Source organism: Desulfatiglans anilini DSM 4660 (genome assembly GCF_000422285.1).
GTDB classification, from domain to species: domain Bacteria; phylum Desulfobacterota; class DSM-4660; order Desulfatiglandales; family Desulfatiglandaceae; genus Desulfatiglans; species Desulfatiglans anilini.
This window is the reverse complement of the sequence record NZ_AULM01000020.1, coordinates 45,263-68,257: the sequence shown is the minus strand read 5'-3', so window position 1 is coordinate 68,257 and position 22,995 is coordinate 45,263. Positions and strand designations below refer to the sequence as shown.

The window sequence follows — 22,995 nt, the reverse complement described above, 5'->3', positions numbered from 1 at the left end:
TTCGATTCCAACACGGTAGCCTCCGCGATCGCTGACCGGCTCGTCTACAACTCGGAGATCATCATCCTCGGAGGAACAAGTTATCGAAGAAAGCACAAATAGATCCATTCCCTATAAAATCTTTGTTTGCTCCCGCCTCTTCCTCCTGGAGATGTGGTGGGCCCTTCCTCGGGCGTATCTGGCTCCCGCAGGCTGCCCTTCTTCGCACAGCCGTTTGCCGCCCTGTGCACAGCTATGCCCCGGTACTCTCCCTGATCGTTTTTAAACCCTCCATTCTGTCCATTTTTTGACCGGCGTTAATAATGTTACGCTACGAAGAAAACGGTCCCAGAATTCATTGCTCCAATAGTGATAAGCACCTCCGGAACCAGATCGAAGATATGCTCCATGCCGTTGCATCCATCCCTCACATCCCATTCAGACGAACGAGGATCCTGGACATTTACGCCTTTTATCTTTTCTGCTTCACTGGCTTTGTAGTGCTTGATGAAAACCACTGCGTCCTCGCCTGCAATCCAGCCGCATGTCTGCTTTCTGGAAAAAGAGACTCCGAACTCATCGGCAAACCCTTTGATTGCCTCATCGGGCAAGAAGCAAAGGTTCAAGTGAACACCTGCCTGGAAAGGCTAAAGAAAAATGGAAAATTTTCCACCATTACGGTTTCATATCAATGGCCAGGAGCAAAGCCCGCTCCTCTCCATATCGATGCATTCATGTACAAAGACGCAAAAGACCGCCATGTAACCGCATGCCTGTTGTCCACTCAAACCGCCGCATCCCCCATCGAAAGCGACACCGAAACGCGATACGCGCGGATAGCTGAGCTCTATATCGCCCAGAGAAAGGAATTGCATCAGGCCCTCAAATATCGGGCCCATAATGGAATTCATCTGAAAGCGCCAAGTGCTGCACAGACAGCACATTCTCAATCAGCACATAATCTTTTGAAACTTATCGAGCGCGAGCGGCATGAAATGGGTTCCGCTTTACACGATCAATTCGGCCAACTGCTGGCGGCGCTTAAGATGAACTTTGAAAATTTTCTACTCGACATGGATAATATTGATGCTTCAAGAACTTTAAAAGCTGACAAAATTATCTCGCAGATCAATGAATTGATTTCAGTGACGAGAAATATGTCGCACTGGCTACGGGCTGACTGCGTTAATAAAATTGGATTGAAATCTGCTATTCAGGGATTGCTTGATGAATTCGTGTTAAGAACCGATATCAGCTGCAAATTTTTCACGAAGAAAGTCTTCGATCAAATCAACAGCGAGGCGGGCATTGCACTTTTCAGAATCCTTCAGGAGTCGCTCACCAACATTCTTAAACATGCCAAGGCCACCCAGGTCTGGGTCTCTCTCCTGATGGAAGGTCCATTCGCCTGCCTGAGTATAGAAGACAACGGGATCGGATTTGACCCTGAAAAAACCTTTTGCAGAGATTTGGAACCTGGCTCTCCCATGGGTATCGTGATTATGCGTGAAAGAGCGGAACAATTGGGCGGAGAACTGGAAATAGAATCCGAACCCGGACAGGGAACGCTCGTGATCGCGAAAATTCCTGTTCATCCCATTCAAGTTTAAGGGCACTCGCGAATGTCCATCCGGAAATAAAGCTTTGAAAACGAGATACTTCTCAGGACGGAAGTTATGGTTTTTGTCCAAAAATAAGGAAATTCATTGGTTGTGCGGAGGCGGCCTGTGGACCGCCGCGCAAGCCAACAAATAGATGCAGAGATGGGGCAAAAAGACCCTCTCCGAACGGAAACTCATGAGAAGGCCAGCCGTTTCAGCCTGGCAAAAACGGTCATTGGACGGGAACGCATGATGAAAATCGGCAGGGTTCTTCTAGTGGATGATCATGAGGTTGTTTTGGAAGGTTTGAAGCAGACATTGGAATCCTCTGGGGACTTTGAAGTTATCGGTGTGGCGAAGGATGGTTCCGAGGCGGTTTCAATGATCAGGACACTCAAGCCTGAGTTTGTCATCATGGATATTTCCATGCGTAATCTGAACGGTATTGACGCCACGCGCATGATCAAGGAGTTCAATCAACAAGTCAAAATCATCATCTTCTCCATGCATGTTGAGCGAATCTATGTCACATCTTTATTGAAATACGGCATTTCAGGCTATTTATTAAAAAGCGGTCCCCTGTCAGATATCATTTTGGCGCTTAAAACTGCGGCAGCAAATGGTACATTCTATAGCTCTGAAGTAAGATCAATTCTACAAAAACGTTTATCAGATTTCGAAGTTTTTAACGGAAACAACATGAGCGGATTGAGTGGAATCAAAAGACTAAGCCACCGTGAAAAGGAAGTTTTCAAACTCTTGGCGGATGGTCTGCGTCCCAAAGAGATTGCCATAAAATTATGCATCAGCCAGAAAACCGTCGAAACACATAAATACAACATTATGCAAAAATTTGATGTCAAATCAGTGGCTGAATTGACTAAAATAGCGATAAAAGAAAATCTGATAAAAATTTAGAAATGTGCAATTTTCAAGATACGTTCAAAACCGGTGCCTCTTTAATCCGCTTGTAGAGTGCTTTTCTCGAAATGCCCAATGAGCGGGCTGTCTGCGAAATATTGCCGCCGCAAGCATGCAGCGCCCTTTGGATCGCTTCCATTTCCAAACGCCAGAGCGGGAGGATCTCCGTTGAAGCACCAGGCTGGAGCACGGCATCGTTCAGTTCGGGCGGAAGATGTTCGACATCCAAGGTGTCACCCCCCGCCATAACAACCCCTCTCTCGACCACGTTGCGCAGTTGCCGCACATTACCGGGCCAAGAATACCCGAGAAGCCTCTTCATGGCGGCATCCGTAAAGCGCATTTGCTTTTTCTCCCGCCGGCAAAAATCCTGCAGGAACATCCTCGCCAACTGCTCCAGATCGTCCAGCCGTTTCCGAAGGGGCGGAAGATTGATGTTCACCACATTGATACGATAAAACAAATCCGTTCTGAAGTCACCCTTTGCCACTTTCGCCCTTAAATCTGTGTTCGTCGCGCAAATCAGACGGAAATCCGTCCGCCGTTTCCTGTTGCTGCCGAGTCTTTCGATTTCCTTCTCCTCCAAAACTCGGAGGAGTTTGGCCTGCAGGCTCACATCAAAATCCCCGATTTCGTCCAGGAAAAGCACCCCACCCGATGCCTTCTCTAACTTCCCCACCCTGGCTGCAATCGCACCTGTAAACGCGCCCTTTTCATAGCCGAAGAGTTCGGCTTCGAGGAGATCCTTCGGGATCGCGGCGCAGTTGAAGGCTATGAAATCGCTGTTGCTCCTTTTGCTGTTGGCATAGAGCAGTCTTGCCACCAATTCCTTTCCCGTTCCGGTCTCGCCCGTGATCAGCACATTGCACTCGGAATCCGCTATTGTTTCAATGATCCTCATCACTTTGCGGATTTCCAGGCTTCTCCCTATCAATTTCAACTCAGGGGTTTGTGTTCCTCGATCCTGTGATTCCTTAACCATTTGATGGAGGCGGTGCACCTCGACCGCCTTGGCGACCGTCTTACGCAGCTTCAGGTAATCGGGCGGTTTCAAAAAATAGTAAAACACACCTTCTGTTATGGCATGGACAGCCGAATCCACCGTTCCGAAAGAGGACAAAAATATCACTGGGACATCCGGATGTCTGCCTTTCACGTAGGAAAAAAGCTGCTGGCCGTCAAGACCCTGCATTCGCACGTCCGTTATCAACACATCTAAAGCGTTTTTCTCAATAATTTTGATGGCCTCTTCTCCATCGCGAGCTTGAAGCACTTGGTGATTTTCTTCAGAGAGAATCGCAGCCAAGACCTCCCTTGAATTCGGTTCGTTATCAACCAGGAGAATACGACCACATTTGCCATCGTCACTCATGGTATGCCTCCTATTCTCCTATCTGAATCACCATGATATTCATGGCGTTATCCCTTCATGGGCTGCACCGCAAATTCCTCGCTGCAAAGCGTGTTCGTAATCAACACACATCTCTTTGCAGCGATCCTTCCCTTTCTTGGTCTTCCTTCGGAAATGGTCTTTTTGGCCGATCTCGGCCTCCGTCTGCACGGTTCCCTGTGCGGCTGCAGGTCGCCTCCTCGCAAGCGCTGGATTTCACCGATGTTAACCAAACCGGGAACCCGCCCTGCAGGAATGGGTTTGAGCACGCGCAGCGTGGGAGGAACCAGGATCCGCCGCGAAGGAATGGGACTGAGTTCACGGAGAAGGTGAGCATCCGGCTTCCGCCCCAGGGGGACGAGACTGACCACGCGCCGCCTGGAAGGAAAAATCCTCATTTCCGGATTGGAAAGCGGGTTGCACTGAAAAACTATCTCCGCATGGACACTCATCAGGTTCGGAAGCCCTTTGTGACCCGCTGTACCCAAAACAGACTGATCTCTAGCTCAATCAGTTCGCATTTTACCCTGATCGAATTATAAATCACAGAATTGGGATGTTTATAAATTAATGCGGGGAAAAAGCAGAAAGAAAATGTAAATCGAATGTAATATTTATTAAAATTTCTTTAAAATCTCACACCAATCACACACTTTTCGATTCCTGAAACATGTCCCGTTCAGGCATTATGTCAAAGCATAATGTAAGATTTTTCCTGCGTCCATCAGGAAAATCACGGTTTTCTATCAGGTATTTTTTATTCTGCTCTCATACATTCCGCTGCCCCGTATATCTGGTGAATTTATGCTCGTTTCCATCCGGAAATGGTCTTTTTGGCCAATCTCGACATCAATCTGCACGTTTGATTGTGCGGCGACCTGCAGGTCGCCTCCGCGCAAAGGATGGATTTCTTTGATAGTGGCCAAAAACCCTCATTTCCGGATCGGAAACCGGGTTCTACCTGGAAATCATTTCCGGAGAAACTATGCTCAGTTCCGATAGGTGTCCGCCCGAGCCTCCCCAGCGATTTCCTGAGAGTAGACATAAATCCGGCCCTGGCACCCCTGTGCATCGGAGGAGATCGCCCTTCAGGCATGTCGTCTGCTCCTGCCGTGCGGGACCTTTGATCCGGGCCCTGCCCATAGGCAGCCCTAATCACCGCAAGGTTTCCGGATCCTCAAAAATAGTTTTTTTTCGTCCCTGTTTTCGGTGCCTTTCTTTTTTTTCCCCATCATTCAAATTCTTCTGATAAAAGATCTAGGTTTAATCCGGAAATGATCTCCCCTTCGAAACCGGTTTCCAATCCGGAAATGAGGATTTCTCTTCACACGCTGCGCGTGCTCTGTCCCACCCCTGCGGGGCGGGGTCCCGGTTTGGCCAACATCGAAGAAAGCCAGTCCTTGCTTGTGCGGCGACCTGCAGGTCGCCGCACAAGCAAACACGCAGGTTGACGCAGAGATTAACCAAGAAGACCATTTCCAAATGGAAAAGATAGGATGATCCAAGTGCCCTATCAGCGTTTTAAAAACCCGTATGGCGCGCTGTTGAAAATCGTCCGGATACAGGACTTGCGAAATGCTGTGGGGTGAGACGCACCTTAAAGTGCGACCCTGTTGACATGGGATGAGCATCATAGAGCAGACGGGCGTCTTTCAACAGCGTGCCAGGGTCTATTTCTTTTCGGTCAGGGATCGGACAAGCCCCGCATCCCGCCTGTCGGCGTAAAAAAGATTCGGATAGTATTCGAGGTCATACCATGAGCGGTTTTTCTGCAGCTGTTTCCAATGCCACCAAGATCCGCCTGCTGGCGGTCACCCTCGCCATGGAACTCTACACGGTCGGCGCCTCCACCGTCGGAATGCTCACCTCCAATTCCCTGGTGTTCGTCGCAAATTTCGTCATCGCCCTGACCGCCGCCCTCGCCTCGGGTCTGTCTCTGTACACGGTCAAGCGCATGACGCATCGCACCGACCTCCGCAACACATACGGATTCGGGCGTCTGGAAACCATCTCGAGCATGGTGGTCGGAATCGCCATGCTGCTCGCGGCCGTTTTCATCGGCTATGAGACCCTCATGAAGGTCCGCCACCCCGCGGAGCAGCATGGCGGCCTGCTGGCAATGCTCCTGACGAGCGTCTCCTGCGTGGTCTCCATCTGGCTATGGATCCGCAACCTGCGCCTCAGCCGAACCGAGCACTCCCCCATCTTCGGCGCCATGTGGCGCATGGCCCGGATGGGCGCCCTCGAGGACCTGCTCATTATCCTGGCCGTCGGCCTCGCCTTGATCTTTCACGGCGCTCCCTGGACGCGCTTTCTGGACGTTGGCGCCACCTCCATCCTCCTCCTGAGCTTCCTCAAATCCACTCGCGACGTCTTTTCCGGTTCGATCGGCGACCTGCTCGACCGGAGCCTCGACGAGCGAGACCTGCTCCTGATCCTGCGTGAACTGGCCGCCAATTTCGATGCCTATGAACAAATTCATGGCTTCCGCACCCGCCGGTCCGGCAGCCATATCTTCATCGAACTGTTTCTGGAATTCGACCGGCAAAGACAGATGAAAGAGGTGTACAACCTGATAGACCACCTGGAAGCCGGCCTCAAACAGACGCTGCCGAATGCCCAGGTGATGGTGGTGCCGAGCCGTATTCCGGTCCCGGCCTGAGGGGGATCCGTATGCGAATATGCCGACGGCAGATGCCTGCCGCCGGCACGCTGCGCATCCGACCTCCCCAAAGGGCAGCTTGAATCACCGAACAGTCTGCTCTTTCAAAATGACCTCCGCTCGGAGAGACCGATCGGGGACGGAGTGCCGTGCTGCACGTTTGAGGTCAAGGCTTCAGGATGACTTTGATACAGGCGTCCTTGCGGTTTTCGAAAAGGTCATAGGCCTCGACTGCATCCTCGAGAGCGAACGAGTGCGTCGCGAGCGGCGTGAGGTCGACCCGGCCCGCTTCGAGCAGGCCCATCAACTGCGGCATATGGGCAAGGCTCCCGAGTCCCATGTTGATGCGCACGCCGTAGTAAGCGAGTTCGTTCAAGGGGAACTCCACCGGGGCCGGGAAGAGACCGACTACCGAGACCGTCCCACCGCGGCGAACGGACCGCAGGGCCTGCTGGAAGGTCGCCGGGTTTCCGATCGCCTCGATGACCGCATCCACCCCCTCTCCGCCCGTGGCTTCCCGCAGCCGCTCGACGGCATTCTCTTCGCGGGCGTCGACGATGGTGGCGCCATAGCGCTGCGCTATCTCCAGCCGGTTGTCGAACATGTCCACGGCAAAGACCTCACGGGGTCCCATCTGCCAGGCCGAGATCAGCGCCGCCAAACCGATGGGGCCGCAGCCGAAAACCGCCACCGTATCCCCTGTGGCGATCCCGCCCTCGAGCGCTGCATGATAGCCCGTGCTGAAGACATCCCCTACGAAAACGGCCTGTTCATCCGAAACCTGATCGGGGATCGGGGTCAGACACATGTCCGCATACGGCACGCGCACATAAGACGTCTGGGCGCCTGCCAGCCCCTTGCCGAAAAACTCTCCGCCGCCCCACACACCCCCGTTCGGGCAGTACTGGATCTGACCCCGCCGGCATGCGGGGCAGGTGCCGCACCATACCGCCGCCGGAACGGAAACCCGGTCTCCGGGTTCGAACCGGCTGACATCCGCGCCGGTTTCTCTCACCACCCCCACGAATTCGTGGCCCATGACCGTCCCGGGTGCAATCCCCGGCAACTGCCCGTGCTTGATATGAATGTCCGATCCGCAGATGGCCGCGGCCGTCACCTGCACGAGAACGTCGTCGTTCTTCTGAAGCCGGGGCTCCGGCACCTCCGCCATCCCCACCCGATGACCTTCCATCAACACCACTGCCTTCATGCTAACTCCCCTCCGTGTCCTCTCGATTCAAGTCGATGGTCCGTTCCGCCTCTCAGCGTTTCAGAACATGCCCTTACCTTTTTACGGCCCCATATCTGACTGCACCGGTCTGCCCTCTCAACTTCTTCCGTTGCGATATCCGAAAACACGCTCAAGATCCGCACTCAAACGCCATGCAAAGCAAGATGAGACAGGCCGCGCCCGCGCCGACAACCCATCGACCCTGCCGGCAGCAAAGACACACCCCGCTTGAGGCTGAAGGGCATGCCTCCGCGCTGATCAGCGCTCCCTTTGCCCCAACCCCAGTGCCCCATGAAGGATGAAATCCAAAATCTCTTCGACGGCCTGCTCGTGAGAGAGTTCCCCTTCGGTGCGGAACCACTTCAGATGCCAGTTGATCACCCCTAGTATATTGAATGCCAGAATCTTGATGCTGCGGGTTTGCACCAGGCCTTCCTGTGCAAGATCGCTGAGGACCTGGACGTACATATCCAGGATTTCCCGCTGAATCTTGCAGTTGATTCGATGCCCTTCCTGGGAAAGGTGATCTTCATCCAGAAAGAATATCTTCGATTCCCTCAGAAATTCTCTTGAAAGCTTCAGGTGCGTCTGGACGAGGCTCTTCAGTTTTCGGACAGGTTCCTCCTCTTTTTCCGAACCCTCTCTGAGCCTCCTCAGCAAAGCGTCGGAAGCATATTCCAGTATCGCGAGGAGAAGGCCTTCCTTGTTGCCGAAATAATGGTAGATATTCGAGATGCTCATCCCCATCGCGCTCGCGATGTCCCGGATGGACGTCCCGGCGAATCCCCTGTTCGCAAAAAGTTCCACCGCCACCTGGATGAGTTTTTCTTTGCTGCCCTGATTTCCAGACACAGTCCCCTCACTTGCTACGATTTCAAAACACGAAACGCACCATGGAAAACCATCAGACAGAGCAAAAAGCCGCCGGCTGGTTCAAAAGGAAAAGCCTCAGGTTATATCGATTGATCGATAGCATATCGAACACTCGATACATTGTCAACATAAAATATAAAATGTCCATCCGGAGATGATTATCCAGGTAGAACCTGGTTTACCATCCGGGAATGAGGATTTTTCTTCACACGATCCGCGTGCTCGGCCCCACCCCCGCGGGGCGGGTTCCACCAGGTTACTTCACACCCAGCGCGTGCTCAATCCCACCGTTTCTCGCCGGGGCACATTCCATTAATTTATAGAAAATCAATCATTTGCGCTGCGACGCGCTACGGCGATCTGCAGGATGCTGCAAAAACAACTATGCAGATGGAGCCGGGATCGGCCAAGAGGACCATTCCCGGATGGAAACCAGGCATCGGTCCGCCCGGGCTCAGGATCGTCCAGCCGCGATTGGAGAACCGCCTTCCTTGGACCGAAATAAACGAAACCCCCGGTTCAAATTCCGCGAACTTTTTGTGCAAAACCTCTTTGACAAAACCGGCGCTCGGGGATACAGTCCCCCGCAGGGTCATTTCCGGCCTTCCCGCAGCCGCCGAATCCCCAAAAACATGTTTGACCTGTCCGGCGGCAGGAAGACTCTGGGCTACGGTGGAAGGCTGGTATTTCAAGCCTGGAGTACCAGGATGGTGACGGCTTCACGGCCCGTACAGGGCAAGAATACGCGTATATCGAACGGGGACCCCGCCTGTCTGCTGGACCGCCAGGCCGCCCCGGGAATCGGAGGATGACATGACAGAGGCTCTCAGCCCGAAAAGACTACCCAAGGACGTTCAGGACCATTTATCCAAATTCGATCTCAACGCCTGCATGACCTGCGGCACCTGCACCAATGGGTGCCCCATCACGGGAACCCCCGGAATGGAGGGATGGGATACCCGCAAGGTTCTGCGCATGCTGGTCTTAGGCATGCTGGACGAGGTGGTGAATTCGAAGTTCCCCTGGCTCTGCACCGGCTGCGGCCGCTGCGCCTACGCCTGCCCGATGGGCATCGACATCCCGTGGATCATGCTGCACATGAAGCATCTGCGGCCCCGTGACGAAGTCCCCGGAATCCTCCACAAAGGCGCAGCCAACGCCCTGAGCACCGGCAACAACATGGCCATTCCCCAGACAGACTATTTCTTCCTGCTCTCGGACCTTGGCAACGAGCTGGCCGAGGAGGAATTGCCGGGCTTCTACGTCCCCGTCGACAAGGACGACGCCGACATCCTCTTCTTCCCCAACTCCAAAGAGGTCTTCGCGGACAACGAGGACATGAAATGGTGGTGGAAAATCTTCTATGCCGCAAAAGAAAACTGGACGGTCCCTTCGGAAAACTGGGAGTCGGTCGACTGGGGGCTCTTTACCGGCAACTATGATGCCATCAAGGAACTGGCGCGCCGGAAGATCGACTTCGTGAAAAAACATCGGATCAAGCGCATGATCATGCCTGACTGCGGAGGCGGATCGTACGGCTGCCGTGAAGGCATGAAGATGTGCGTCCACGAAAACCCCGACAACGAGATCAATTACATCTACCTCTACGATTACCTGAAGGAGCTCATCGAGACCGGCCGCATCAAGATCGACAAGAGCGTGAACGCCGGCAAGATCTTCACCTGGCACGACTCCTGCAAACATGGCCGTGAACTCGAACGGCACTTCGGCAAGGGTTACTATGACGAACCGCGCTGGATCATCCAGCAGTGCGTGGACGAGTTCGTCGAAATGGAGCCGGGCCGCGCGAACAACTTCTGCTGCGGCGCCGGCGGCGGGATGTGGCCCGGACCCTACGAAGAGGAAGCCGCCTGGCACGGCCGCATGAAATACAACCAGATCAAGAACTCCGGCGCCCACGTGGTGGTCGTCGGCTGTTCCAACTGCCACGACCAGATGATGAAGCGCATCCCCAAGTTCTACCCGGACTACAAGTATGAGGTGAAATACATCTGGGAACTGGTCGCCGACAGCCTCGTACTGGACCCCTGGACCGAAGAAGAGGTCGCCCGGGGCGAAGCCGAGGGCGCCGCCCAATGGGAGCGGCTGGGCGTCGACCTCGACCAGGAATGGTAGACCGTCTGACCATGCCCACCAGCGGACCTCTTACCCAGGTTCCAACTGGAAATGGTCTTTTTCGCCAATCTCGGCGTCAATCTGCACGTTTGCTTGTGCGGCGGCCTGCAGGCCGCCGTCGCGCAAACGTTTGAATTTTTCGATATCAGCCACGGCGTGGAATGCCGCCTCTGCACCCGGGCCTGAAGCCGGACCACCCGAGCGAATTTTTCTTCCCGGAGTCCAATCGATGCAAAAACGCCTCGGCGTGATCGTGCTCGCCGCCGGTTTCTCCTCCAGGATGGGCGCCTTCAAACCCCTCCTCCCGTTCGGGGAAACGACGGTGGCGGAGCATCTCATCCGGAACCTCAGGAGCATCGGACTCAGCGAGATTTACGTGGTCACAGGATTTCGTGCCGATGAACTCGCGGGGCGGATGGCCGCCTCGGGGGCCGTGCCGATCCACAACCCGCGCTTCGAAGAGGGGATGTTCTCCTCCATCCAGGCCGGAATCCAAAGCCTTCCTCGGGACCTCGACGGCTTTTTCGTCCTTCCGGTGGACACGCCGCTCGTGCGGCCGGGCACCTTTCACTTTCTGGCGAACGTACTTGACGCCTCCAACCGCAAAGGGATCTTCATTCCGCGTTTCTCGGGCAGAAGAGGCCACCCACCCCTCCTGGATGCGGGCTGGGCCGAGGCCATCCTGCAGTGGCAAGGCCCGTATGGGCTGCGAGGTTTTTTCCAGGCCCATTCCGGCAGCTGCGTGGAAGTGGACGTACCCGATCGGCTCATGCTGCTGGATATGGACACCCCCGAAAAATATCGGACCCTTCTCGAAGCGCTGCCCCGGCAGGATATCCCGGACCGGGAGGAATGCCTCGCACTGCTTCGCACTCTGAACACCCCGCCGGAAGAACTTCGCCGCATTCAGGAGGCATCGAGTCTGGCCTCTTTCCTGGGGCACACCCTCACGGCATGCGGGAACCCCGTGGACCTCCAACGCCTCGAGGCGGCTGCACTCCTGCAGCATCTCAAGCCTGCAGCATCAAAGCATTCGGAAAGCCTGGCCGCATTTCTAAAGGGCATCGGCTTCGGGCGTGTGGCCGAAACCCTGGCCGCCGCTGCGCACATCGACCCTCTCTCCACAGGGCCCCAGGAGGAGGCGGATATCCTCCTCCTGGCCGACTCTCATCTCCGCCGGGGGGCTGCTCCCGGCAGCGCGGCCTCTTCGGTTGGGACGCCGCCATCCTCCTTCGGAGAGCATGGGGGGCCCGAAGCGGACAGGCGCCGGATCGACAGGGTGCAGGCCCTCGAAAAGCGTTTTGAAGAAACCTGCGGGAAAACCATTTCGTGCGCACTCCAGGAGTATCGGGAACACGATGACAGGCGCCGGTCCCACGGTGTGACGGCCGGCTGAACGCTTCGCCCACGAACCGGCCCTTCCCTGGCGGCGCCCTTCTATGGAACCGTCCGACAGGTCCTCATGCGCGTGCATCCGGAAATGATTTCCCGGCAGGATCCGGCTTCCTATCCGGAAATGAGGATTTTTCTTCCTACCCTTCGGCCTCTTTCTGCTCTGGCACCGCATCGCCCCGGCGGGGAATACCAGGGTCCCGTGGAGTTCCACGGGCAGGGTTTCTGCCCTTTGCCACGGCTGGACCTAGACCCGGATCCCCTGCCGGAGTATATCCCTCCCACATAGCATGGCTCAGCACAATTGGTTTTTCAATGCCGCATCGAACCTCCCTCTTGACAGCCCGGTATCGCCTCTTTAAAATGAAGGATAAATTGTGAAAAATCAGATTTCGGGGTGGCCTTAAAGGCCTGAGATTATACCCGTTGAACCTGATCTGGGTCATGCCAGCGTAGGGATAAGAAGGAAGGTTCCATTCATTTGAATGGACCAGGAGGCCGCTTCCCGCGCGATGGGTTGCGGCTTTTTTCATGGGTCATCTTTCGGGGGTTTGAGCATGCTCGACACGTTAAGGGAAAAGGCGGTTCGCAATCTGACATCCGTCCGGGACCAGAAGCCTCTGGTCCACAGCATCACCAATTTCGTGGTGATGAACTTCACCGCCAACACCCTTCTAGCCATGGGCGCAAGTCCGGTCATGGCCCACGCCGAGGAGGAAGTGGAGGAAATGGTCTCTTTGGCCGGAGCGCTGGTTCTGAACATCGGGACCCTCAGCGGCCCCTGGATTGCATCGATGCTCAAGGCCGGCAGAAAAGCCGCCGAATTGCACAAACCTGTCATTCTGGACCCGGTGGGGGCAGGCGCGACCGAATTCCGAACCCGGACCGCCCTGGAAATCATGGAGGCGGCAAAACCATCCGTCATCAGGGGGAACGCTTCGGAGATCCTCGCCCTGGCCCGGACCGGTTCGAAGACGAAAGGGGTGGACTCGCTGCACACCGTCGAAGATCTCGGAGACAGGGTCGAGGAAATGGCTCTGAACCAGCATGCGGTCTTCGCCGTCACCGGCCCGAGGGACCTCGTCACAGACGGCGTGAGGGCCGTCAAGGTGGGAAACGGGCACCCGCTGATGTCGACCATTACAGGGACCGGCTGCGCTGCAACGGTCACCATCGGGGCGTTCCTGGCGGTCGACCCTGATCCGTGGAGCGCTGCGGCGACCGCGCTCGCCTTCTTCGGACTGGCCGGTGAAATCGGTGCTTCCAGTTGCCACGGGCCGGGCAGTTTTATGACCGCCTTTCTCGATGCCCTGTACAACTTGACCCCGGAGGCCTTGGCTGCCGGGTGCCGGTTCGAGCAGCCCTGACAGAGGGTCAAAAGGGATTTCCTTTGACATAGACTCGTTTCATTGCGGCATGCATTCCGGGAGGCCCGCTCGGCGGGCGGCGGCCGGTTCCGAACCCTACGAACCGCGTAAACCCGTACCGCCGGCCTTCGAGCCAAGAGATGACCCCATGCAGATCAAACAGATCGATTATTCCTTATACCTCGTCACGGACCGCAGCCTCGCCCGCGGACGCCCGACGCGTGCCATAGTGGAGGCCGCCGTCAGAGGGGGAGTGACCTGCGTGCAACTGAGGGAGAAAACGTGCTCCACCCGCACCTTCATCGAGGAGGCGCTCGGTCTGCGCAGCCTCCTGCATGAACACGGCATCCCCCTCATCATCAACGACCGCGTGGATGTGGCTCTGGCCGTCGAGGCCGACGGGGTTCACCTCGGTCAGACCGACATGCCGCTTCCTCAGGCAAGAGCGATCCTCGGGGATAAGGCTCTCATCGGAATCTCCGCGGAAAGCCTGGACGACGCCCTTCGGGCGGAGGCGGAGGGCGCGGATTACATCGGGGTAAGCCCTATCTTCACCACCCCGACCAAGACGGACACCGCCCCCGCCCTCGGACTCGGCGGGCTCGCGGCGATCCGGGCGGCTGTGCGGCTGCCGCTGGTCGGCATCGGGGGTCTCAACCTCGAAAACGCCGCCGAGGTCATCCGGCACGGCGGGAGCGGCCTGGCGGTCGTCTCCGCCATCGTATCCGCAGAAGACCCCGAGGCGGCCGCCAGACGACTGCGGGCGGCGATCGAAAGGGCTAAGGCGCAATGGGGCTGAAAGAGATCGGAGAGTTCGGATTCATCCGCAGGGTGACTCAGGGGTGCCTCGTCCGTCCGGACGGAGTCCTCAAGGGCATCGGCGACGATGCGGCGGCCTTCCGAACGGCGGAGGGGCGGATCACCCTGCTGACCACCGACCTGCTGGTCGAACGGGTCCACTTCATCCGTGACCGGATCAGCGGCTTCGACCTCGGGTACAAATCTCTGGCCGTCAACTTGAGCGACATCGCCGCGATGGGCGGAACCCCGCGGGAAGCCTTCGTAAGCATCGCCATCCCTGAAGAGGTGCCGCTCAACTACCTCGACCACCTCTATGACGGCATGAAATCCCTGGCCCAGGCCTTTTCCGTCAATATCCTCGGGGGTGACACCACCGGTTCGCGCCGGGATCTGGTCATCAACGTCGCCGTGACGGGAGAGGTACCGGAAGCGGAGATCCTCTTTCGCCACACCGCCAGGACAGGCGACATCGTTTTCATCACCGGCCCGCTCGGAGACAGCCGCGCCGGGCTGCACCTCATCCTGCAGGAGGCGGCTCCGGAATCGCCGGTCGACCGGGACCTGATCGAGGCCCATCTGAGGCCGCGCCCTCATATCCGGGAGGGAAGGTTCCTCGCAAGCGCCGGCGGCGTGCACGCGGCCATCGATGTCAGCGACGGACTCAGTTCGGACCTCGGTCATATTGCAGAGGCGAGCGGCCTCGGAGTGCTGCTTTCGGCGGCGAAGATCCCTTTTTCGGACCATCTTCCGGCCTTCTGCAAACGCTTCGGCTTCGACCCGGTCGACTTCGCCCTTGCAGGCGGCGAGGACTACGTTCTCGTCTGCACCGTGGACCCCGCCAGGGCAGAGGATCTGGCGAAAGAATACCGCCGCCTCTTCGGCCGCATCCTTTACCCCATCGGCCGGATGAACAGCTCCGGACGTCTCGAAATCGAAACCCGTGAAGGCCGGATCATCCCTTTTACGGCATCAGGCTGGAACCACTTTCAGGCAGGCGACCCCCATGGCGACCATCCCGGCGGATTCTGAGACCACCCGGCACAGTTACCGCAAAGCGCTGACCATAGCCGGCTCCGACAGCGGCGGCGGCGCCGGCATTCAGGCCGATCTCAAGACCTTTGCGGCCCTCGGCTGCTACGGCATGTCGGCCATTACCGCCCTGACGGCCCAGAACACTTTCGGGGTCACGGATATACACCCCGTTCCCGCCGCATTCGTGGAGGCTCAACTGGAGGCGGTCTTCAGCGACATGGGCGCCGATGCGGTCAAGATCGGCATGCTCTACTCGGCCGAGTTGATCGCCGCTGTAGCAGGCCGACTGCAAAAGCATGGTGCACGCCGGATCGTCCTGGATACCGTGATGATCTCCCAGAGCGGACACCGGCTCCTCCGCGGCGATGCTGTGGAGGCCTTCAAGGACCTGCTTATCCCGCTGGCCGACATCATCACCCCCAACCTTCCGGAAGCGGCGGTCCTGCTCGGAACTGTGCAAGAGGAATTGAAGGATCTGCGGTCCGCCGCCAAATCGCTTTCCGTATTCGGCAGCGCCGCGGTGCTGCTGAAGGCGGGCCATCTCGAAAACGACCCGGAAAGCAACGATATCCTGTATCTGAAGCAGGAAGACCGCTTCGTCGAACTCAGGGCCCCGCGCATCGCCACCCGGAACAACCATGGGACAGGCTGCACGCTCTCAGCCGCAGCCGCTGCGTACCTGGCCCATGGACTCGACATCCCGGAGGCCGTCCGGAAGGCCAAAGAATACATCCATGCCGCCATCCGGGCCGGCGTCTCCTACCGCCTGGGAAAGGGCCATGGACCGGTGCACCACCTGTTCCCGTTCTGGCAGTAAGTCTGCTGCGCCCCGGCTTCCCTGCCCCCTTCGTTTCCCCCCGCCCGTCGGACAGACACGCTCGGCTTCATTGCTCATTGACCCTCAGAGGCCTCATGATCCCGATCGTTTCTCCGCGCTGCCCGTCATCGGCACCGGCAGGCGGCGGCCGCGAGGACGCCGAACCGGCGCTTTTCCCAAGCGGCGGTTCCAGCCTTTTTACTTGACAAGGCGATCCGGTCGATTCACATAATGGGGCATAGACCGCCATCGTCAACCACCATTGCCCGAGTTTTTTTCGACATCGGAAGGGCCACCAGCCATCGGCGTACTCCGGACCGCAGGTTGCCGGCTGACGCCGGGGGAGCGCCGGAGCGACCCCGCCGTGCCTCAACCCTTACGGTCAATGCGAAGGGAGAATCCGGATCATGCGCAAAAACCGGCTTTCGATCCTGTTTGGCGTCCTCTTTATCTTGCTCTTCGGTCTCCCGGCCGCCTCTCCAGTTGTAGCCGAAGACGGCATCCACATCAAATTCAGCACCTGGCACCCGCCGGCAAGCCGTGAGGTGAAAACGGTGTGGGCGCCTATGCTCGAGGAACTCAACAAGCGGAGCAACGGCAGGATCACATTCACCCTTTACGCAGGCGGAGCCCTCGGCACCGGCCCCGAACACTATGACATCGTCGCCCAGGGGCTCTCCGACATGGGGTATTTCACGGCCACCTGGACGCCCGGGCGCTTCCCCCTGACCGATGTCCTCTCGCTGGCGGCCTGGGTCGATGGAAAAGACGTCGGAGTCGAGATCGGCAACGCCACTTACCGGAGGATCCTCAAGGACGAGTTCCCCGATGTGAAAGTCCTGGAATTGAACGGATGCATCCAGGCCTTTCTGTGGACCAAGAAGCCGATCCGCACCCTCGAAGACTGCAAAGGCTTGCGGCTGCGCACCCCGGGCGGTCATCAGACCCGCTATATCCACGCCATCGGCGCCGAGCCGGTGTTCATGCCCCTGGGCGACGTCTATCTGGCAGTAGAGACGGGCGCGATCGACGGCCTCGTCACCTGTCCGCCGCTCGTGCTCGCCTTCAAACTCCCGGAGGTCATCCAGCACGGCGTCATCCTCACCTTCGGGTGCGTTTCAGAAGGGGTCGTCATGAACCGCAGAAGCTGGGAGAAGACGCCGGACGATCTGAAGCCGATCATCGAAGAGGTCGTGGGAAACCCTTTCAAGACCACTCATGGCTTGAATCAGGAAGTCTATCGAACCATGATGAAGGAAATCGAGAAGAAGGGGGTTTCCCTCTACCGGCTTCCGCAGGATGAAGAGCAGCGCTGGTTCAAGGTCTTTCAGGATGAAACCAGAAAATGGGTGGCCGAATTGGAGGCCAAGGGCCTCCCCGCGCGCAAGGCCGTAGACATCTTCGCTGAAGAAGCCCACAAACATGGAGTCGAGTGCGTCGCCTATCCGAGCGAATGGAAGGATTGAGCCTGAGCCTACCAGCCGCCCGATGCTCCGTGATCCGTTGCCATTCATGAACTGGACAGCCGTCAAAGAAGGAATCCAACGCATCAACCGTTGGCTCTGCCACGCGGGGATGCTTCTCCTCCTGCCCATGATGTTCATGACGGCCGGAGATGTCGTGGGGCGGACCTTCTGGCGCGCCCCTGTCAGCGGGACGGTCGAGCTCTCAAGCTACCTGCTGTCGGTCTTCATCCTTCTCGGTCTCGCCTATACCCATCAGGTCCGGGGGCATGTCCGGGTCTCGGTCTTCACCTCGCGCCTGCCGGAACGGGGACGCCTCTTCCTCGATGCCGTAACGATTTCCCTGGGTCTGCTGATCATCGGAATCGTCGCCTGGCAGGGATGCCTGATCGGCCTTCGCACCAGCGCAGTTTCGGACATGCTCAGAATCCCGCAATGGCCCTTCAGGCTGCTGGTCGCTCTGGGCGCCTTTCTGCTGTGGCTGGAACTCCTGATCGAACTCATCGACACCGTCGGAGAACTGAAAGGGAGGTGATTTTGGACCCGGTAACCACAGGGATGCTTGGCTTGGCCGGGGTGTTTATCCTGCTCTTTCTCGGCATGCCCATCGCCTTCGCCCTGATGCTGGCCGGCTTTGCCGGGATCGCCCAGCTGACCAGCATGGGAGCGGCCCTGCCTGTCGCATCCCGTACGATCTATGAAGTCTCCGCCTACTATCCCTACACCGTCATCCCGCTCTTCATCCTCATGGGCGGATTTGCCGGGAGCTCCGGCATGACCCGGGAGCTCTACAGGACCTTCGATCACTGGCTGCGAAGGCTCCCGGGCGGTTTGGGAATCGCGACCATCGGCGCCTGCGCCGGCTTCTCGGCCGTCTCCGGCTCTTCCGTTGCAACCGCCGCGGCCATGGGCACAGTAGCCCTGCCGGAGATGCAGCGGTTCGGCTACGACCCTCGTTTCGCCAGCGGCACGATCGCCGCTGGAGGCACCCTGGGCTTTCTCATCCCGCCGAGCATCGGTTTTGTCGTCTACGGCATGCTCACGGAACAATCCATCGGGAAACTGCTGATCGCCGGGATGATCCCGGGCCTGCTCCTCTCCCTGGCCTACGTCGCCATCATCGTGCTCTGGGTCAAGCTCAAACCGAATCTGGCGCCGACCAATCCCGAGCCGGTCGCCTGGAGGCGGAAACTCCGGTCTCTGCTCAGCGTGTGGGAGCCCCTCAGCATCTTTGTGGTCGTCATGGGCGGCATCTACCTGGGGTTTTTCACCCCTACCGAGGCTGGAGCGCTAGGGGCGACGCTCCTGCTGCTCGCAGCGCTGTTGAAAAGACGTTTGAGTCGGCGCAATCTCATGGAAGGACTGAGCGAAGCCGTTCGCACCTCCGTCATGGTGCTCTTTCTCGTTGCCGGCGCCAACGTCTTCAGCTACTTCCTGGCCCTGTCGACCATCCCGATGGAGGTCGCGGCCTGGGCCGCCGACCTGTCCGTATCGCGCTTTGCCGTTCTGGCGATCATCGTCTTGATTTACCTTTTTCTAGGGTGTTTCCTGGATGCCATCTCCATGATGGTGCTCACCATGCCGGTGGTTTTTCCCATCGTCCTGACGCTCGGCTTCGATCCCATCTGGTTCGGCGTGATCGCCGTCCTCATGATGGAGGCCGGTTTGATCACGCCGCCGATGGGGTTGAACATCTTTACGGTTGCAGGCGTCGCCAGGAACATCCGCGTCGAAGAGATCTTCGTGGGCGTCGCCCCCTTTCTCCTGGCGATCTTTGCGGTGCTCTGCGTGGTCACCGTCTACCCGGAGCTTGTGTTGTGTCTACCGGATATGATGTTGAGGTAGGTTCCATCCGGGAGTGGTCTTTTCAGCCCATCTCGGCATGAATCTCCACGTTTGCTTGTGCGGCGACCTGCAGGTCGCCTCCGCACAAACGCTTGATTTCCTTGATATTGGCCAAACCGGGACCCGCCCCGCAGGGGTGGGACTGAGCACCCTAAGGGTGTAAAGAAAAATCCTCATTCGCGGATTGGAAACTGGGTTCCACCGGGAAATCATTTCCGGACGGGCACGAGGTAGATGTTTCCGCCCGGAACACGTTGACCGCTCCTTGAAGGAGGCAATGAGAGATGCGCGTCGAAAAGGCCATCCATGCCCTTGATCAGGGGCGGATCCTGGCCCGGCACGGGTCCACGCGGCTCGTCATTTACGCCCGCGTCGGCCGCACACCGCAAAGGAGCCTGTGCATCCAGGCGGCGCGCGAGGCGTTCGGCTATATCGAGCGTATCTCGCTCGCTGAAGAGCAATTGAAGCGCCACCTGAATGAAATCGCCGGCCATTTCCTGGATCCGCTTGCAGAATCGATGCTTCAGAGCGTGCGAGAGGTGGGAGACGCCGATCTGACGCCCCTGGCCGCCGTGAGAGGGGCCCTGGCCGACGCCGTGGCCGATTTCCTGTACACGCGCGGAATGACGGTTGTTCTGGTCGAAAATGGAGAGGATGCAGCCGTCCGGATCGGGGAGCCGGCCTCCCTTATGGTCGGCATCAGACCCGACGTCGGCTCGAACATCTTCGAGCATCTCCTCGAACTGGATGACCAACTGCCGAGCTGGGGCATTGCGACGAGCGGGCTCGGCCACCCTGGCCTCACCTGCGGTATCGCCGCCTCCGTAACGGTCGTGGCGGAAACGGCCGCCAGGGCGGATGCCGCCGCCACGGCCATCGCCAATGCCACCTATGTTTCAAACGCCCAGACCATCCAGCGGCCGGCGGAGGAGATCAATCCGGGAACGGATATCCGGGGCAGGATGGTCACCTGCAGTATTGGAACCCTCAGCAAGAACACCGTTTCGAAGGCGCTGGACCAGGCCCTGAGGCTGAGCCGGCGCCTGATCGAACGCCGTGTCATATTGGGGGCCCTCGCGACAGTCCAGGGGCAGACCGCCGCCACCGATTTCATGGAACATCGGCTGGTCCCGGCCTGGCCCTTCGCATAAAAGAACGGTTGCAGACCCGGAAACATCCTGCCGGACGCCCCGTCGTCCTCCGAAGCCGGACCTTCGTGGGCTCGAACCGCCTCGTGAAGCTGTTCCTGGAAGCAGGGCTCGCCGCCTTCTCGGTCAACCCCGAGGGCTTCCCTGAACTCAAATCCCAGATCGCCGCCGTGGAGGGTCATGAACAGAACCATGAGTGAAAAAGACTGCATCTTCTGCCGCATCATCCGCGGCGAACAACCTGCCGATTTCACCCATCGGGGGGAGCGCATCGTCGCCTTCAAAGACATCAGACCGAGTGCGCCGGTGCACATCCTCATCGTCCCACGCAAACACATCCGCAGCATCAACGACCTCGCCGGAGAGGATGAATCGCTCATCGCGGAAATGATCCTCCTTGCCCCTGATCTGGCCCGGGAGGCCGGCATCGCATCCAGCGGGTACAAACTCCTCTTCAATGTCGAAAAAGGCGGCGGCCAGTTCGTGTTCCACCTTCACCTGCATCTTTTCGGCGGGTGGCAGCGCAAATGAACATCGGATAAACCGATTCCGCACAAGTGAATGATCGTATAATCCCGTTTGACAAGCCCTTTCCGTCTCCTTACTCTTTCTCTTGACAACGGCCGCGGACCCGCATCTCGAGCGCCCTTCGGTTGCCTCGAGCGACCCTGGAGGACGAAATGGCAGGGCGAGGTCTCTTCACCGGCTGCTCCTGCTCCGTCTGTTCTGTTTCGGTGAGCCCGTTGAAATGCGAGCGTTTCCATCCGGAAATAGTCCTTTTGGCCAATCTCGGCGGTAATCTGCACGTTTGCTTGTGCGGCGACCTGCAGGTCACTTCGCCGCAAGTACTTGATTTCCTTGATATTGACCAAACCGGGACCCGCCGTGAAGCGGTGGGACTGAGCACCCGAAGGGCTTAAAGAAACCGGGACCCTTTGCGAAGCGGTGGGACTGAGCACGCACAGATTGTGAAGAAAAATCCTCATTTCCGGATGGGAAACCGGGTTCTACCGGTAGATCAACTCCGCATGGAAACGAGATAGCAGGCAGGGGACTTTCTGCGAGGTCCCCCGCCAGATGGCCCCCTCGAGAACGGTGGGGTATAACGCCCAAAACACGAACGACCATTTCCGGCCGAAAAGGACGAGGATGCCGATCGTCATGGAAAACACGACCCGCAGATTGACCGAAACCGTCTCGGGGTCCGGTTGAGCGTCGAAGCTCCCTCCAGGGGACCTGGAGAAGGCGCTTTGCGGGATCGCATTCCCGACGGACGAGAACGTGCTGGTTGGGCTCGAGAGGGCGGACGACGCCGGGGTTTACAAGGTCTCGGACGAACTGGCCCTCATCCAGACCGTGGATTTTTTCACCCCGATCGTCGATGACCCTTACTGGTTCGGTCAGATCGCAGCGGCCAACGCCCTGAGCGATGTCTACGCCATGGGGGGTGTGCCCAAAACCGCCATGAATCTGGTGGGATTTCCCCTCAAGGAGATGGACCTGTCCGTCTTCCGGAGCATGATCGAGGGCGGAATCGTCAAGCTGAGGGAAGCTCGGGTCGTGCTGATAGGCGGCCACAGCGTCGAAGACAAGGAGCTCAAATACGGCCTTTCCGTCACGGGCTTCATCCACCCCGATCGGGTGCTCACCAAGAAGAACCTCCGCCCGGGAGACCGATTGATTATGACGAAGCCCCTGGGGACCGGGGTTGTCAATACGGCTATCAAGGCCAATATGGCGCCGCCGGAGCTGATCGAGCGCGTGACCCGCCTGATGGCCACGCTGAACCGCAAGGCGGCGGAGATCATGGCGCATTACCCCGTCCATGCCTGCACGGACATCACAGGGTTCGGTTTCCTGGGGCACTTGGCCGAGATGGTCGAAGGATCGGGGCTCGGCGCGGTCGTACACGCCTCCCGCGTCCCCATCCTGCCGGAGGCGATCGAATACGGAAGCATGGGCCTTTTTCCAGCAGGCGCCTATCGCAACAAAGAGTTCAGGGCCTGCATGGTGGATGCGCCTCTCGAGCTGGATCCTGTGGTAGCGGATCTGCTCTTCGATCCGCAGACATCGGGCGGATTGCTGATCTCGGCCCCGGCGGGCGCGGCCGAGGAACTGGCTTCGGCACTCCTCCAGGAGGGGGTGGATTGCGCGGCGCTCGTGGGCGAGATCGTCCCGGAGCCCGTCGGCCGCATCGTCGTGGAGGCGTCCTAAAGGACCGGGGAGAGTTCCGCCCCTTCCCGGAACAGCCCGTGAACGCTGCTTCTCAGAAGACAATCTATGAGCGGGGCCGAAGGCCTGAATGGCTGTTCGGGCCGCTTCTCCGGCACGCTTGGC

At 58.1% G+C, this 22,995-nt stretch carries 21 protein-coding genes and 1 riboswitch; of the genes, 16 read left to right on the top strand and 5 right to left on the bottom strand.

Annotation, left to right across the window (positions count from 1 at the left end; all coding sequences use genetic code 11):
- Positions 1–302: 302 nt before the first annotated feature.
- Both H567_RS0113880 and H567_RS0113875 read left to right on the top strand, forming a co-directional pair.
- A complete protein-coding gene (locus H567_RS0113880; RefSeq protein WP_084517312.1) occupies positions 303–1,589 on the top strand; it encodes a sensor histidine kinase in 1,287 nt (428 codons plus the stop codon).
- A gap of 117 nt (positions 1,590–1,706) precedes the next feature.
- On the top strand, positions 1,707–2,498 hold the full coding sequence (locus tag H567_RS0113875) for a response regulator (protein WP_153306196.1): 792 nt from the start codon (positions 1,707–1,709) through the stop codon (positions 2,496–2,498).
- Positions 2,499–2,511: 13 nt separating this feature from the next.
- Here the strand turns inward: H567_RS0113875 and H567_RS0113870 are convergent, their stop codons facing one another.
- Both H567_RS0113870 and H567_RS28605 read right to left on the bottom strand, forming a co-directional pair.
- A complete protein-coding gene (locus H567_RS0113870) occupies positions 2,512–3,873 on the bottom strand; it encodes a sigma-54-dependent transcriptional regulator (protein WP_028321863.1) in 1,362 nt (453 codons plus the stop codon).
- Positions 3,874–4,637: 764 nt separating this feature from the next.
- Positions 4,638–4,817, bottom strand: a complete 180-nt coding sequence (locus H567_RS28605; RefSeq protein WP_028321861.1) for a hypothetical protein — start codon at positions 4,815–4,817, stop codon at positions 4,638–4,640.
- A gap of 830 nt (positions 4,818–5,647) precedes the next feature.
- Here H567_RS28605 and H567_RS0113840 point away from each other — a divergent pair.
- On the top strand, positions 5,648–6,553 hold the full coding sequence (locus H567_RS0113840) for a cation diffusion facilitator family transporter (RefSeq protein WP_028321860.1): 906 nt from the start codon (positions 5,648–5,650) through the stop codon (positions 6,551–6,553).
- Between the two features lie 166 nt (positions 6,554–6,719).
- Here H567_RS0113840 and H567_RS0113835 read toward each other — a convergent pair whose 3' ends face one another.
- A complete protein-coding gene (locus H567_RS0113835; RefSeq protein ID WP_028321859.1) occupies positions 6,720–7,763 on the bottom strand; it encodes a zinc-dependent alcohol dehydrogenase in 1,044 nt (347 codons plus the stop codon).
- A gap of 279 nt (positions 7,764–8,042) precedes the next feature.
- A complete protein-coding gene (locus tag H567_RS0113830; RefSeq protein WP_028321858.1) occupies positions 8,043–8,636 on the bottom strand; it encodes a TetR/AcrR family transcriptional regulator in 594 nt (197 codons plus the stop codon).
- Between the two features lie 834 nt (positions 8,637–9,470).
- On the opposite strand from H567_RS0113830, the gene H567_RS0113820 reads away from it, so the two are divergent.
- On the top strand, positions 9,471–10,793 hold the full coding sequence (locus H567_RS0113820) for a (Fe-S)-binding protein (protein WP_028321856.1): 1,323 nt from the start codon (positions 9,471–9,473) through the stop codon (positions 10,791–10,793).
- 30 nt (positions 10,794–10,823) lie between these two features.
- Here the strand turns inward: H567_RS0113820 and H567_RS29870 are convergent, their stop codons facing one another.
- Positions 10,824–10,946: a hypothetical protein gene (locus H567_RS29870; RefSeq protein WP_279614992.1), complete on the bottom strand. Its 123-nt coding sequence runs from the start codon at positions 10,944–10,946 to the stop codon at positions 10,824–10,826.
- 76 nt (positions 10,947–11,022) lie between these two features.
- On the opposite strand from H567_RS29870, the gene H567_RS24970 reads away from it, so the two are divergent.
- The 12 genes from H567_RS24970 (at position 11,023) to selD (ending at position 22,872) form a co-directional block, all read left to right on the top strand.
- Complete coding sequence (locus H567_RS24970; RefSeq protein ID WP_051184871.1) at positions 11,023–12,189, top strand: nucleotidyltransferase family protein; 1,167 nt, start codon at positions 11,023–11,025, stop codon at positions 12,187–12,189.
- 379 nt (positions 12,190–12,568) lie between these two features.
- Positions 12,569–12,662, top strand: a riboswitch (TPP riboswitch).
- An 80-nt stretch (positions 12,663–12,742) separates the two neighbouring features.
- Positions 12,743–13,552 (top strand): hydroxyethylthiazole kinase, encoded by an 810-nt coding sequence (gene thiM / locus H567_RS0113800; protein WP_028321854.1) that lies wholly within the window; start codon positions 12,743–12,745, stop codon positions 13,550–13,552.
- A gap of 148 nt (positions 13,553–13,700) precedes the next feature.
- On the top strand, positions 13,701–14,351 hold the full coding sequence (gene thiE / locus H567_RS0113795) for a thiamine phosphate synthase (protein ID WP_028321853.1): 651 nt from the start codon (positions 13,701–13,703) through the stop codon (positions 14,349–14,351).
- Positions 14,342–15,382: a thiamine-phosphate kinase gene (gene thiL, locus H567_RS24965; protein WP_051184869.1), complete on the top strand. Its 1,041-nt coding sequence runs from the start codon at positions 14,342–14,344 to the stop codon at positions 15,380–15,382. Before thiE ends, thiL begins: the two co-directional genes overlap by 10 nt.
- A complete protein-coding gene (gene thiD, locus H567_RS0113785; protein ID WP_051184867.1) occupies positions 15,357–16,202 on the top strand; it encodes a bifunctional hydroxymethylpyrimidine kinase/phosphomethylpyrimidine kinase in 846 nt (281 codons plus the stop codon). The genes thiL and thiD overlap by 26 nt, the downstream gene beginning before the upstream one ends.
- 407 nt (positions 16,203–16,609) lie before the next feature.
- The gene (locus tag H567_RS0113780) at positions 16,610–17,668 is read left to right on the top strand and encodes a TRAP transporter substrate-binding protein (RefSeq protein ID WP_035254507.1); all 1,059 of its coding nucleotides are present in this window, start codon (positions 16,610–16,612) and stop codon (positions 17,666–17,668) included.
- Between the two features lie 46 nt (positions 17,669–17,714).
- The gene (locus H567_RS0113775) at positions 17,715–18,200 is read left to right on the top strand and encodes a TRAP transporter small permease subunit (RefSeq protein WP_035254520.1); all 486 of its coding nucleotides are present in this window, start codon (positions 17,715–17,717) and stop codon (positions 18,198–18,200) included.
- A complete protein-coding gene (locus H567_RS0113770; RefSeq protein ID WP_353743102.1) occupies positions 18,197–19,510 on the top strand; it encodes a TRAP transporter large permease in 1,314 nt (437 codons plus the stop codon). Before H567_RS0113775 ends, H567_RS0113770 begins: the two co-directional genes overlap by 4 nt.
- 284 nt (positions 19,511–19,794) lie before the next feature.
- On the top strand, positions 19,795–20,661 hold the full coding sequence (locus tag H567_RS27295) for a hypothetical protein (RefSeq protein ID WP_051184865.1): 867 nt from the start codon (positions 19,795–19,797) through the stop codon (positions 20,659–20,661).
- Between the two features lie 8 nt (positions 20,662–20,669).
- Positions 20,670–20,858 carry a hypothetical protein gene (locus tag H567_RS0113760; RefSeq protein WP_028321848.1) on the top strand — a complete coding sequence of 63 codons (189 nt, stop codon included), beginning with the start codon at positions 20,670–20,672 and terminating at the stop codon, positions 20,856–20,858.
- Positions 20,851–21,189 (top strand): histidine triad nucleotide-binding protein, encoded by a 339-nt coding sequence (locus H567_RS0113755; protein ID WP_028321847.1) that lies wholly within the window; start codon positions 20,851–20,853, stop codon positions 21,187–21,189. Before H567_RS0113760 ends, H567_RS0113755 begins: the two co-directional genes overlap by 8 nt.
- Positions 21,190–21,819: 630 nt before the next feature.
- Positions 21,820–22,872, top strand: coding sequence for a selenide, water dikinase SelD (selD, locus tag H567_RS0113745; protein WP_084517314.1), 1,053 nt, complete (start codon positions 21,820–21,822; stop codon positions 22,870–22,872).
- Positions 22,873–22,995: the final 123 nt, after the last annotated feature.

What these genes read in the sequence shown, in the direction of transcription:
- H567_RS0113880 (WP_084517312.1), top strand. Translation starts at nt 303, where the DNA reads ATGTTACGCTACGAAGAAAACGGTCCCAGAATTCATTGCTCCAATAGT.
- H567_RS0113870 (WP_028321863.1), bottom strand. Translation starts at nt 3,873, where the DNA reads ATGAGTGACGATGGCAAATGTGGTCGTATTCTCCTGGTTGATAACGAA.
- H567_RS0113840 (WP_028321860.1), top strand. Translation starts at nt 5,648, where the DNA reads ATGAGCGGTTTTTCTGCAGCTGTTTCCAATGCCACCAAGATCCGCCTG.
- H567_RS0113835 (WP_028321859.1), bottom strand. Translation starts at nt 7,763, where the DNA reads ATGAAGGCAGTGGTGTTGATGGAAGGTCATCGGGTGGGGATGGCGGAG.
- H567_RS0113820 (WP_028321856.1), top strand. Translation starts at nt 9,471, where the DNA reads ATGACAGAGGCTCTCAGCCCGAAAAGACTACCCAAGGACGTTCAGGAC.
- H567_RS24970 (WP_051184871.1), top strand. Translation starts at nt 11,023, where the DNA reads ATGCAAAAACGCCTCGGCGTGATCGTGCTCGCCGCCGGTTTCTCCTCC.
- thiM (WP_028321854.1), top strand. Translation starts at nt 12,743, where the DNA reads ATGCTCGACACGTTAAGGGAAAAGGCGGTTCGCAATCTGACATCCGTC.
- thiE (WP_028321853.1), top strand. Translation starts at nt 13,701, where the DNA reads ATGCAGATCAAACAGATCGATTATTCCTTATACCTCGTCACGGACCGC.
- thiL (WP_051184869.1), top strand. Translation starts at nt 14,342, where the DNA reads ATGGGGCTGAAAGAGATCGGAGAGTTCGGATTCATCCGCAGGGTGACT.
- thiD (WP_051184867.1), top strand. Translation starts at nt 15,357, where the DNA reads ATGGCGACCATCCCGGCGGATTCTGAGACCACCCGGCACAGTTACCGC.
- H567_RS0113780 (WP_035254507.1), top strand. Translation starts at nt 16,610, where the DNA reads ATGCGCAAAAACCGGCTTTCGATCCTGTTTGGCGTCCTCTTTATCTTG.
- H567_RS0113775 (WP_035254520.1), top strand. Translation starts at nt 17,715, where the DNA reads ATGAACTGGACAGCCGTCAAAGAAGGAATCCAACGCATCAACCGTTGG.
- H567_RS27295 (WP_051184865.1), top strand. Translation starts at nt 19,795, where the DNA reads ATGCGCGTCGAAAAGGCCATCCATGCCCTTGATCAGGGGCGGATCCTG.
- H567_RS0113755 (WP_028321847.1), top strand. Translation starts at nt 20,851, where the DNA reads ATGAGTGAAAAAGACTGCATCTTCTGCCGCATCATCCGCGGCGAACAA.